Origin of the sequence: Buttiauxella gaviniae, from assembly GCF_040786275.1 — a bacterium.
In the GTDB taxonomy this organism is placed as follows: domain Bacteria; phylum Pseudomonadota; class Gammaproteobacteria; order Enterobacterales; family Enterobacteriaceae; genus Buttiauxella; species Buttiauxella gaviniae_A.
This window is the reverse complement of the sequence record NZ_JBFMVT010000001.1, coordinates 86,918-99,882: the sequence shown is the minus strand read 5'-3', so window position 1 is coordinate 99,882 and position 12,965 is coordinate 86,918. Positions and strand designations below refer to the sequence as shown.

Genomic DNA, 12,965 nt, shown 5'->3' with positions numbered 1-12,965 from the left:
AATGAACACTAAGACAAAAAATTACTTTTGTTGGCTACCAACATGTATCTATATATTGTATATCGCTTATATGCAGTATGTTATTAACGGTGACTTTTGGTTGAAAGGAGCCCTACTTTCCTTTTTTGCTACGCTCCTATATGTAGCTTGCTTAATCCAATTAAAAAAATGTAGGGAGAAAATAAGCAAAATTATTGTGCTGATCTCCAGTGTTACTCTTTCCTGCTCCCTTATTTTCCTTGCATTGTATGTTGGGAAAGATGCTGAGACAGCTCTTATATCTGGGGCTGCTGTTCATACGATTGTTGCATTTATCTTTGCAACTACTGTGGCAGGTAAAAACTCAGTTGTATTACAAGATAAAGATACAGGTGCTTACTATCGAATCAAGGGTGGAAAGGCAAACCGGTTATCAGATAGTGAAGTGCAGAAATTTTGTTCAGCCTCAAAGAATAGTAATACCCCTATTGGGGAATTTTATTCAAGCTCGATAAAAGGATTTGATAGTAACTCTCCTGTCATACCTATGACCTATGGCTCCAATATCCCTGATTACAATTCCACAATTATCGTCAATCCTTCCACTGGCATGCCGATGGTTGGGGGGATTTCAGGCCTGGATATTCATGGAAATAGCTTTGGTACAAACTTCAACGAACCCTCCAGCACATATGATCCTAACCGTGGTTATTGAAGGAGGGGTCTATAGCCTCGAGTTCAATAATTCATGGTAATTAGAAAATATCCTTAGTACCGATGTGATGAATATCAAATAGCTCAAATATTCTTTTTAAGTCTATAAACAATTTTGCCGATAATAGTCCTGTTAGCGCTACGCCGTTAACAGGACGTTTTTTTATGCAAAGGATAAAAGATGAAATTTAAAAAATATGCAGTCGTTGGCTTAGTGGCTTCCACTATTGCACTGTCTGGTTGTGGTGCTATGTCTACCGCAGTGAAAAAGCGCAACCTCGATGTCAAAACCCAGATGAGTCAGACTGTCTGGCTGGAGCCGTCATCAGAGAAAAGCGTATACCTTCAGGTGCGTAATACTTCCGACCAGGATATGTCCGGCCTGGAAGCGAAGATTTCAGATGCGTTGAAAGCAAAAGGTTACAACGTCACGCGCTCACCAGATGATGCTTATTACTGGGTTCAGGCTAATGTGCTGAAAGCCGAGAAGATGGACCTCCGTGCTTCTCAGGGTTTCCTCAGCACGGGTTATGAGGGAGCCGCCACTGGTGCTGCGTTGGGCGCGGGTATCACCGCTTATAACTCAGCGTCTGCAGGGGCGACCCTCGGTGTGGGTCTGGCAAGCGGCCTGATTGGTCTGGCGGCGGATTCCATGGTCGAGGACGTGAACTACACGATGGTGACCGATCTGCAAATTGCCGAGCGCAGTAAGGCTACCGTCACCACTGACAATATTGCGGCGCTGAAGCAGGGGACGTCCGGTGCGAAAGTGCAGACCAGCACAGAGCAGGGCAACCGCGCCAAATACCAGACCCGCGTGGTATCCAATGCTAACAAGGTGAATCTCAAGTTCGAAGAAGCTAAACCGGTTCTCGAAGCACAGCTGGCTAAATCCATTACGGGTATCCTCTAATACCCTGCGGCTGTGGCGCCCGTCACAGCCGTTCCTCCTCGTTTTCAGCATGTTAAGCGCGTTCCTCTGTTAAGGCAGGCGCAGCAGTGCTTTCTGTCATTACCGTGAAATTTCGCTTCCTCGCATGACTGCGCAGGCGCAGCCCTGTCTGCGGCGAGCGCCGGGATTTCATTCATAACCTCTCACTTTGTCACATTGCCCTTCTGGCGATGCGATAACTGCCGGACATTTTCTATGAGCTTTGCAGGTAAAAATCTCACCCAGGGCGGGCAGATGACCGCCTACCGCTGGCGCATGTTCCTTCAGGTGAATAACTGGATAGGTTTCTGGATTTTCATTCTGTTCGCTGTGCTGGCCTCCGCCATTTTCTTATGGCGCATTCCCCAGGAAACGCTGGATAACGGCTCTCTCTGGTGGTTCGCCTGGATGAACAGCAGCTTTTTTGAGCTGATGCCTGCCAGCGCTCCAAAACTCTATGACATTCATTACTGGTACGCCCCGACTCAGACGGCGATGGTTCTGAAAATGACCCTTGTGCAGATCTTTACCGACCCGTACATGACGGCAATGGGTGAACAGTTCCTTGACTACCTGCAGTGGGCGGGACTGGGCAGCGGCGTATTCAGCCTGGCGGTGTTTATGGCCGTGAGCTGGTACATCGTGGGGATAGGGCGCCGGGAGAGTGAGGATGAATATCTCTCCGGCATGCTGCTGACCGACAAGCCCGCAGAGGTCAACCAGCTGCTGCGTAAAAACGGCGAACTCTCCGATCTGCGCGTGGGTGACCTGCATATGGTCAGGATGGCTGAGGTGATGAACTTCCTGATGCATGGCACGATTGGCGTCGGTAAATCGACACTCATCCGCTGGCTTCTGGATTACATCCGAAAGCGTGGCGACCGGGCGATTATCTACGATTCAGGCTGTACTTTCACCGAAACGCACTACAACCCAGCCACTGACTTCATTCTTAACGCTCACGACGAACGTTGCGCCAACTGGCAATTGTGGGGTGAGTGCGTTGATGCGGTCGACTACGACAACATGGCCGCAAGCCTGATACCGGTTGAAGGCGAATCGGACCCGTTCTGGGTATCCAGTTCGCGCACCATCTTTGCGGATCTCGCTATTCGTATGTCAGCAGATCCTGAGCGCAGTATTGAGAAGTTCCTCAAGACCCTGCTGTCGCTGAGCATGAAAAGTCTGCGCGACTATCTGGCGAATACACCTTCAGCCAATCTGGTTGAGGAAAAAATCGAAAAAACCGCCATTTCCATCCGTTCGGTGGTGACGAACTACGCCAAATCGCTGCGTTACCTGCAGGGGCTGGATGACGGTGTCAAACCCCCCTTTACCATCCGTGAATGGATGACAAAAGAAGACTATGACAGCAGCTGGCTCTTTATTTCGACTCAGGCCCGCCACCGTAAAAGCGTACGTCCGCTGATATCACTGTGGGTGTCGCTGGCCACCATGATGCTGCAGAGCATGGGAGAAAACAGTGAGCGCCGCGTCTGGTTCATCATCGATGAGACCCCGAGCCTGCAGCGTATCCCTGAGCTGGCAGAAACCCTGGCTGAAGCCCGTAAGTTCGGCGGTTGTTTTGTTCTGGGGATGCAGAACATGGCGCAGCTGGTCCACGTCTACGGCCGTGAACTGGCGAAAAGTATTTTTGACCTGATGAACACTCGAATGTATGGCCGTTCCCCGAGTGCTGAGATGGCCAAAGTGGTGGAAGAAGAGCTGGGCAACCAGCGTAAGCGCAAAATTCGTGAGCAGAACAGTTACGGTCTCGACCAGGTGCGTGATGGCGTGTCGCTCGGTAAGGATGAGGTGAATAACCCGATTGTCGACTACGAGCAGGTGATGCGTCTGCCTAACCTGAGCTTTTACATACGGCTGCCGGGGGAATATCCGGTGGTGCGCCTGAAGCTAAAATATCGTGAGCAGACGAAACATCATCCTGGCCTGATAGAGCGCAACATCCGTGACGCCCTGAGCCCTGAGCTGGAGAAAGTGATCCACGAAAATGAGCGAGCGGCCTCCGTCGCTGGCCTTGCGTTCCCGACCGGAGATGAAGTTCTCGAGCAGGGCAGTACCGACACCACCATATCCCCGGCCGCTACCGCTGTACCGTCACCCAAATCGGCAGTATCCGTGCCGAAGCCTGCTGTTACCGCATCTGCTGCCGCAGCACCACTGAAAAAGGCCACACCCGCGTCCGTCGTGACAGAAGTCAGTGCACCCGCGAAACCCGAAGCGCCAGCCATAACGCATGGAAAGCACAGTGAAGTCAAATCACTGGTCACTGCACCTGAGTCAAATAACGTTGTCCCGCTTCATAGCACACAACACCCCCCTGAAGCAGGCGCCCGATCTGTAACGACGAGGGAAGATATTCCTTCAGCCCTTTTAAAACTCAGAAACCGGGCGCTCCCTTCTGAACCTTCACCTTCAGGAGCGCTGGACATGCTGCAGCGCCGCCTGATATCGGGCGCTAACAACGCAAATGAAGCCGATCCAGATACCGAAGCTGGCGGCGAATCCATGAACCTTGATATGCACCTTTCTGAGCGTGGTGACGGCGGTTTAATCGTCACGACGGCAGGTCACAGTGCCACACCGGAAAGTCCGACTGATCTTCACCGCGTCAACCGCCAGCTGGCGCAGGACGAAGAGAACATTTTACGTCACCGTGACCCGGACGATCCGGGCTACAGCGACTACGACCACGACTACCATGACAGAGAGCCTGAATTATGATGTCAGTCGCCCCCGTAGCATCGGCAGGCAGCGCCGCCGGTTACTACAGCAATTCCGATAACTACTATTTTCTTGGCAATCTACAGAGTCTGTGGCTGGGTGAAGGGGCCAAAGCCCTCGGACTGGAGGGGAGTGTCCGGGGTGATGCCCTGACCGGTGTGCTCGAGGGCCGTCTGCCAGACGGCTCTCGCCTGGGCAAAGAGATCCACGGCAACCATGTTCACCGACCGGGCCATGACCTGACCTTTTCGGCCCCCAAAAGTGTGTCAATTCTGGGCCTGATTGGGGGCGATAAAGAGATGGTGGACGCACACAACCATGCCGTTCAGGTGGCTGCCGGGTATGTGGAAAAACTGATCTCTGCACGAAGCACAACCGATGGTGTCACCTCTATTGTTCATACCGGGAAAATGGTCGCCGCCGCTTTCACTCACGACACCTCGCGTAATCTCGACCCACAGCTGCACACCCACGTGTTGATTGCCAACATGACCGAACATGACGGCAAATGGAAAGCACTGGCCACCGACTATATCCACAACGCCGGTTTTATTGAGACCGTCATGAAAATGCAGGTGACACTCGGCAAAATCTATCGCAGTGCCCTGCGCGAACGTGTTGAAGCGCTCGGTCATGAGGTGGAAGAGGTCGGTAAACACGGCATGTGGGAGATCAAAGGGGTACCGGAGGAGGTGCGTGAAGAGTTCTCCTCGCGTGGCCGTGAAATCCAGGGGGCCATCGGGGCGGAAGCCACTCTTCGCAGCCGTGATGTGGCCGCCAAAGACACCCGTCAGGCAAAAACTGACCCGTCCCGTCTGCGCCTGATGGACCGCTGGGTCGGTCAGATGAAAGAGAAGGGTTACGACCTGAAGGCATACCAGGAAAGTGTGGTGCCGCGTGAAGAAGCGACCCGGGAAGTGCGCCAGCAACCGGAGCAGGGTGTCTCCGTTGATAACACCGCACAGCCGACAGTGCCAGAGAAGGGACAGTCGGGTATGGCCAACGTAAACCCCCCTCAAAAAACGGCCGATCAGCGCGAAGCAGGCAGAAGTGAACCCCCTCAACCGGTACCGGAAGTGATGGAGGCGGTACGGCTGGCCATTTCACAGCTCAGTGACAGTAAAACGCGCTTCACCTTCGGTGAACTGTTGCTGACAACCGCCGAACTTAGCGAACAACTGCCGGAGATGAAGGTGATACGTCAGGCAATCGACGCCTCGCTCAGGGACGGCATGATAGTGCCGCTGGACAGCGAAAAAGGGGTGTTTACCTCCCGTATTCACCTGCTGGATGAGCTCTCCATTCAGGCATTGAGCCAGGAGCATCTTAAATCTACCGTGGTGGTCAGCTTTACCCGACCCGAACACTATGCGCCACCCGCGCTGGAAGTGGTTGAAAGAGATGCTCTTGTCCTGATGAATGCGCCGTCAGGTGTGGCGGGTATTCGTGAACTGGCGAGCGAACTGACCGATATTTCCTCGGCTCAGGGGCGTGAAGTACAGGTGCTGGCCAGCTCCGCCGAACGTGCCACGTCGCTGGCGAAGTCCGATACGCTGCGTGACCGGCTGGTCAGTCGACAGCATGTGCTGAGCGGGGATTTTCATCTTAAACCCCAGAGCACACTCATTATCGAGGGGGCTGAACGTCTGGGGCTGAAGGAAACACTGGTGCTGCTGGGCGAAGCGCGTGCACAGGATGCTCAACTGGTCTTTCTCGACAGCGCCAGCCGTCAGGCCAACGGGAATGCCATGTCGGTGCTGGAATCAGCCGGTGTGACCCGTTCGCGCCGGACTGAGCCTGCGCCCGGGCTTGAAGCCGAAGTGGTCAGTATTCCGAACAAGCGTGATCGTTATGAGGCGCTGGCCACCCGCTTTGCAGACCTGAGTCAGGGGGATGAAAACGTGACCGCCGTGGTGGTCGGGAAGCGGGAACAGACGCACCTGACCGGACTCATCCGCGATGCGCTCCAGAATGCCGGGCAGCTGTCCCGCGACGGTGTGGATATCGAAGCGCGTCAGCCCGTGTGGCTCGACAGTAAAACCCGTCGTATGCCCGGCTCTTATCGGGCAGGGATGGTGCTCGAGGACCGCAGCGACGCGAAAGAACGCCAGTCTTACGTGATTGACCGTGTCCACGAGGACACGCGTGTATTGTCCCTGATTGACGGTGACGGCGTGCTGACACGCATGAAAATCAGCGACGTGACCCCGGACTGGCGTCTGTTTAATCGTGAAACACTGAACGTGGCGGCCGGAGAACGCCTGCTGAGTGTGGCCGGCGACAGGGAGCACAACCTGAAAGCGAAAGACCGCCTAGAAGTGACGGGCATCAGCGAGAAAGGCATTGAGGTCAGACGTGGTGACGACAGGCTGACATTACCGAAAGATGGGCCTCTCTACATCACACACGCTTACGTCAGCGCACCGGGTGGACGCGATAACGATACGGGCGTAGTGCTGGCCGCCCTGAACACCCGGGACATTTCCAGCCAGACCATGAACTCGCTGGCACAAAGTGGCCATCGCGCAGAGGTGTTTACCGCCGAAGTGCAGGATAAAGCCGAATCTCGCCTGCAGCGGATGAAAACCAGTGCAACGCCCGTGCAGCTTGTCCGCACCCTCAGCGGGAAGGAGGATGTGAGTGAGGCTGTCGGCAGCCTGCATGACAACGTGAGAACCGACGCGGGTCTGGCGGTGTGGCGAGCGGTGAATGACCAGCGTGGCGTGACGTTCAGCGAGCTGACGCTGGCGAAAGATTCCGCGAAGTATCATCCCAACTTTGACGATATTGGTCATGAAATTTCCGGGATGGTGAAAAACGGTGAGCTGATGACGGTGAACGTGGGCGGTGAACCCATGCTTGTTGCCCGCTCAACCTGGGAAATGGAGAAAGCGATACTGCGGGTGGTGGATGAAGGGAAAAATACGCAGCAGCCACTACTGGACCAGGTGCCTGGGGACGTCCTCAATGGGCTGACGACCGGGCAGAAACAGGCCACGTCACTGGTACTGGGCAGCACTGACCAGTTCACCGGTATTCAGGGGTATGCCGGGGTGGGGAAAACCACCCAGATGAAGGCAGTGGTGGCCGCGCTGGAGACATTGCCGGCAGAGGCCCGACCGTCACTGACCGGACTTGCCCCGACGCATCAGGCCGTGAAGGAAATGAGCGATGTGGGTGTGCGTGCCCAGACCATCAAATCTTTTATTGTCGAGCACGACCAGGCGACAGCTGCCGGCGAGAAGCCCGACTACAAAGGACAGGTATTCCTGATTGATGAGTCCTCGATGGCCGGGAACCAGGACACGGCAGCGCTATTTCAGGCGATTGCTCACGGGGGGGGGCGCGCCGTTTCAATGGGGGATATTGACCAGTTTGAAGCGGTCGACTCCGGCGCGCCGTTTAAGCTGATGCAGGAGCGCAGCCCGATGGATGTGGCCATCATGAAAGAAATTGTGCGTCAGAAAGATGTGCAGTTGCGGGGGGCGGTTCACGACATCATCGACAACCGTATCGATGCGGCCCTGAAGCGGATCGAAACGCAACCAGCTGACCGTATCAGCCGTGAAGCGACCGCAAAAGCGCCAGAGAGTGCGTTTCAGGAAACGGATACTCCAGTGACAGATATTGTGAATGACTGGACGGGCCGCACCCCGGCGGCACGGGCGCGAACGCTCATCATCACCCAGTTGAACGCTGACCGTCAGGCAGTCAACGCCGGTATTCATGCGCAGCTGGCCGAACGGGGCGAACTGGGCAAAAAAGCCATTACCGTGCCGGTACTCGATAAAATTACCCATACCCGCCATGAGTTCAACCAAACGACAGCCTGGCAGTCGGGGATGGTCGTGAAACGTGGCGATCGCTACCAGGATGTGCTGGCCGTTGACCGCAACGGTAACACCGTGACCGTGCGGGATGAGGAGGGGAAAATCGGGCTGTATTCACCAAAAGAGCTGATCACCGGTGACGTGCAGCTGTTTAAGCGCAACGAGATTGAAGTACGCCAGGGTGACCTGCTGCGTTTCACGGCCACCGACCGGGAGCAGGGGCAGACGGCTAACCAGCGTTTTACGGTCGATGCCGTGAGCGACACCGGAGATATCCGGCTTCGCGGGGCGAACGGCGTGGTGACGATTAACCCGACAGACGTCCGGGCACAGCAGCACCTCGACTATGCCTGGGCGGTGACCGGTTACGGTGCACAGGGGGCGAGCACCGATTACGTCATTTCCCTGGAAGGCACCAGTGAAGGGAGAAAGGCGCTGGCCACCCGGCGGGCGTTCTATATTTCCGCTTCCCGTGCCAAAGAACACGTCCAGATTTACACCGACGGGAAAGCCGACTGGACGAAAGCCGTCACCTCACCTGAACGGGACATTAAAACCGCGCACGACGCGCTGGCACCGGAAACGCAGCGTCAGCAGGCGAAGGCTATCTGGGCAATGGGTCAGGCGGTGACGAAGACCGGCATTGGTCGCGCCTGGATTCGCCATCAGGGGATGGGGGAGAGCAGCCTCACGGCGAAAATTATCCCGGCCACCCGGCGTTTTCCTGAGCCGGCACTGGCGCTGCCCGTCTATGACAACAACGGCAAAAGCGCCGGACTGGCCCTGGTCTCGCTGGTCGCCAGTCCTGAAGGGCGACTGACGCACGGCGATACCCGGATGGTGATGACCCGCCAGGCGCGCGGTGCGGTACTTCAGCGTAGCCAGTCGGGTCATACCCTGGTGGTCAGCGAGCTGGCGGCCGCACTGGAAGCAGTCCGTGAAAACCCAAGGGATGGCGTTGTGTGGCAGACAGGTCCCGAGTCCCCCTCGGCCCATCTGCTGAAGGTGACCGGCGGGGTACGTCAGGAGGATGAACGGCATCTTACCCTGACCGGCATCAACGGTCAGGAGGAACTGCAGCGCCAGAACGAGCTGAAACAGGCTGAACAGGTGCGTGCACAGGAGGCCGCCCGTCAACAACAGGGTGACAATATCAGCATTGTACTGCCGCCGGAGGACGTGGTGAAACTGCGGCCGGAAGAGCTCAATCCGGTGAAACCCGAGCCGCAGATACCTGACGACAGTGTGCTGGCGAGTGTGCGAAGCCGTGACCGTTCAGACGGTCGGGAACAGGCGCTGGCAGACCAGGTCAGAAGCGAGAATATCCAGCCAGATAACTCTGCACATGAACACGACAGAGCATCACGGGTGGTCAGCGACCTTGCCGCTCAGGAGCGGGACATCGTCCGTCAGGGCGTGAACAGCGAGCGCGGCCGTATGCCCGAACAAGCAGAACAGACCCTCACAAAAACCATTCAGAAAGAACGTTAATCCCGGGAACTCTCATGAAAAAGATAAAGTTATTAAGCATAGTAGTTACATCATACATCGCGTTGGTTACAGCGGCCTCGGCTTCGGCGCCACCACTCTTCACCCCGGCACAGGAGGCCCGGATAGGCGAAATTGCCGCTGATTACCTGGTGTCGCATCCTGAGATTCTGGTCCAGGTGAGCCAGAAACTGCAGACACAGCAGCGTGAGCGCCAGCAGCAGGCATTTGCGATAAAGGTGATGGACAATCAGAACGCGCTGCTTACCGATCCGGATACGCCGGTCATCGGGCCGGAAGATGCCCCGGTGGCTGTGATTGAATTCTTTGATTACCAGTGCGTGCACTGCAGCCATATGGCGCCTGTCATAGAGGAAGTGATGAAACAGCAGTCCTCAGTCCGGTACCTCTTCAAGGAGTGGCCAATATTTGGTGACCGTTTTGAAAACTCGCGCAAAGCAGCTGAACGGGGCGTGGCGATATGGAAAGCTGCCGGTCCTGACGCCTACCTGACCTATCACAACGGTATTTATGACACCGGGAATATCGAAGGGGCGCTCACGCTGGATGATATTTCTCAGGCTACCCGGGCGGCACTGGGTAAAAAACCATTCCCGGAGGGCGATCAGATGGCCGCACTTGCGCGAAATGATGAACTGGCCCGCACACTGGGTCTGACCGGGACACCGGGTCTTATCGTGATGCCGGTCAGACAGGCCACGCCGAAAAACATTACGGTGTTTCCCGGCACAGCCACAGTGGAACAGCTGAAAGCCGCCATCGATAAAGCCCGCCAGTAAAACACCCTGCCGCCGGCGCGGGACGCCGTTGGCCAACCCCGGATGCGGGTAAAACGTCCGTTTTTCCCGCCCCCTGCGTTTCTGATAACACACAGGACATCATCATGCTCCCTTCCTTTTATTACTCACGCCCTCTTCTGGTGACCGGACTGCTGCTCGTCACATTGCAACTGCAGGCGGCTCCGACCGTCAATACCGGTTTTTCACCGGAAGGCAGCGCACAGCAGCTTGTACTACGGACTTTACACGGTGCCGGGGAGAGTATCCGGCTGATGGGGTACACGTTCACGTCGCCAGATGTGGTCAGGGAACTGATCAGCGCCAGAGCGCGGGGGGTGGACGTAAAAGTGGTGCTCGATGCGGAAGGTAATCGCGGCAGGGCCAGCCTCGCGGCGATGAATACGCTGGTGAATGCGGGTATTGCACTGCGTACCGTCACCGCCTGGCGCATCATGCACGACAAAGTGATCATCGTGGATGGCAGAACGGTCAGTACCGGCTCTTTTAACTTTACGCAGGCCGCTGCCCGCGCCAATTCTGAAAACGTACTCGTGGTTCAGGACATGCCGGCGCTGGCTCAGAACTACCTGACACACTGGCAGTCACGCTGGGATGTCGGTCAGGACTGGACGTCGTCATACTGATACGCCAGGGCTGCGGGGGTGCATTCCGCCAGAATACTCCCGCACCGCATCACAGATGTGTCTTTTCCCCCGATCCATTTTCGCCGTAAATCCGATCCATGCCTGAAATTCAGATCCAATCGGTGATTTCGCGCGCATACCTGCTGGAATTCAGCCAGACAAAACGGTAAACTCGGAATCCTCTGTGGGCCTTGTGGTGAGGTTTCACACTAAAAGTATTACGTTTTTTCCTTAACGTAAATTTCTGTGAGCCGGTACGACCGGTATTGACAGAGACACCTTGTGGTGGGGTGAAACGAGAAGGGAAACGCAAAAACTGCCATCGGAAAAATGCGGCCCGGTGGGAGAAAGGACACAGGATTGGACGTATCCGTAAATCGTCCGGGAGAAGGCTTCTGCGATATCGCCGGAGCCTGAATGCAAAAACCCCCCGAAATCTGCACAGCAACTTGGCGGAAGCAGCAGATATCAGGGGGTCCAAAAGCAGGCGCTGGCCTGAGATGGATTATAACGCATGCAAAACAGAAGACAACCCCTGCCCGCCATAAGTTCGGGCGGGTGTGACTAACCAGGTTATTCACCTGCGGGCTGCGCCCGTACCCCAGTACCGTCCCTCCCGGCGTGGCGAAGCCAATCGTCTGCGTAAGGGGCAGTCCAAAACGCATCGTAATTATCAGCCTGCTTTCACCGGCAGTACGCCCCGTGGAATGGCTGCTAAAGTGGTGGCGCGTCTGAAGAGCCACGACTGGAATCGGAATCCGGAACTGGTGTCGCTGCGTCGTCGCGGCTACACGCCCTGGACCCGACTGTTCGACAGTGCCTTTACCCCGAAACCCATGCGCGTGAGCACACGTCAGGAAAGCCGAGAAGCCTTAACGGCGCTCTCACTGACGCTTGCGGCCAACTGCGATTACAACCCTGACAGCGACTATATGTTTGAAGTCATGCTGCCGGTTGAGGAGCTGGCGCGCCGGATGGGTGTGCTGCATCGTTATGAAAATGGCCGTCTGGCCTATGACGTTCTGCTGCATGCGCTGCGGGTTCAGGAAGAACTCGACTATCTGGTGATCCACCGCGACCATGACACCGATTCTGGCCAGTACAAACCCATGCGTATCTTCCTGACCGAGAAGTTTTTCACTTCACGGGGCATTACCGTGGACGAAATTCGGCAGTGGCTGCACAAATACCGGCAGTGGGCCATTGCTCAGGGGCTGGCTGAGTCGCTGAGTCTGCGTTACGAACGCCACCTGCTGAAGATGGCGCGTATGGGTATCGATATCGACAGGCACCATTCGCTTAAAAACCGTCTGCGCAAAATCAAGCGCTGGGTGGTCAGCCCGGAACTGAGGGAAGAAAAGCGACGTGTGACGCAGGACCTGGGGGCGCAGATTGATGCGCTGGACCAGAAAATGCGGCGTGTCGTAAAGTCTTCAGAGAACGATCGTCACTGGAAGGCGTGGGTGCGCTGGTCAACCAGCCCTGACGCACCGTTGTATCGTGTACGGGAGATCGAACGTGCGGTCGAGCACGAACATCCTGACCTGAAACGTCTGGATAAAGAGAAGTATTACCGGCTCCTCCTGGAGAAAGCCGGGGCACACTGACGACTGTCGTTTACCCCTCCTTTTACAGCACCGCGTCCTTCGCGGGTTTTCTGCTGCCTGCCATTCAGAAATTCCTCCTTTTAAAGCCATCACCCGTCCCTTTTTTCACTCCATGATTTCACCTGACTCACGCTCTGAGACGCCTGTGCCGACAAAAGACAGGTATCGCTCATCTTTCATGCAGTTAAATTCGAATAACACCCCCAGAATATTATTAACTTCGAACG

Annotated in this window: 7 protein-coding genes; all 7 read left to right on the top strand. The window is 55.8% G+C overall.

All coding sequences use genetic code 11. The features are described 5' to 3' along the window. Window position 1 precedes the first annotated feature (1 nt). The 7 genes from AB1E22_RS00500 (at window position 2) to AB1E22_RS00470 (ending at window position 12,738) form a co-directional block, all read left to right on the top strand. Window positions 2-694, top strand: a complete 693-nt coding sequence (locus AB1E22_RS00500) for a hypothetical protein (RefSeq protein WP_367593576.1) — start codon at window positions 2-4, stop codon at window positions 692-694. A 180-nt stretch (window positions 695-874) separates the two neighbouring features. Next, window positions 875-1,606, top strand: coding sequence for a conjugal transfer complement resistance protein TraT (gene traT, locus AB1E22_RS00495; protein WP_034500146.1), 732 nt, complete (start codon window positions 875-877; stop codon window positions 1,604-1,606). Window positions 1,607-1,840: 234 nt separating this feature from the next. Further along, complete coding sequence (gene traD / locus AB1E22_RS00490) at window positions 1,841-4,369, top strand: type IV conjugative transfer system coupling protein TraD (RefSeq protein ID WP_367593575.1); 2,529 nt, start codon at window positions 1,841-1,843, stop codon at window positions 4,367-4,369. Next, the gene (gene traI / locus AB1E22_RS00485) at window positions 4,366-9,690 is read left to right on the top strand and encodes a conjugative transfer relaxase/helicase TraI (RefSeq protein ID WP_367593574.1); all 5,325 of its coding nucleotides are present in this window, start codon (window positions 4,366-4,368) and stop codon (window positions 9,688-9,690) included. Before traD ends, traI begins: the two co-directional genes overlap by 4 nt. A gap of 14 nt (window positions 9,691-9,704) precedes the next feature. Then, complete coding sequence (locus AB1E22_RS00480; protein ID WP_367593573.1) at window positions 9,705-10,487, top strand: thioredoxin domain-containing protein; 783 nt, start codon at window positions 9,705-9,707, stop codon at window positions 10,485-10,487. A gap of 104 nt (window positions 10,488-10,591) precedes the next feature. Beyond that, window positions 10,592-11,131: a phospholipase D family protein gene (locus tag AB1E22_RS00475; RefSeq protein WP_367593572.1), complete on the top strand. Its 540-nt coding sequence runs from the start codon at window positions 10,592-10,594 to the stop codon at window positions 11,129-11,131. Window positions 11,132-11,691: 560 nt separating this feature from the next. Next, window positions 11,692-12,738: a Replication protein gene (locus AB1E22_RS00470; protein ID WP_367593571.1), complete on the top strand. Its 1,047-nt coding sequence runs from the start codon at window positions 11,692-11,694 to the stop codon at window positions 12,736-12,738. The last annotated feature ends 227 nt before the right edge of the window (window positions 12,739-12,965 follow it).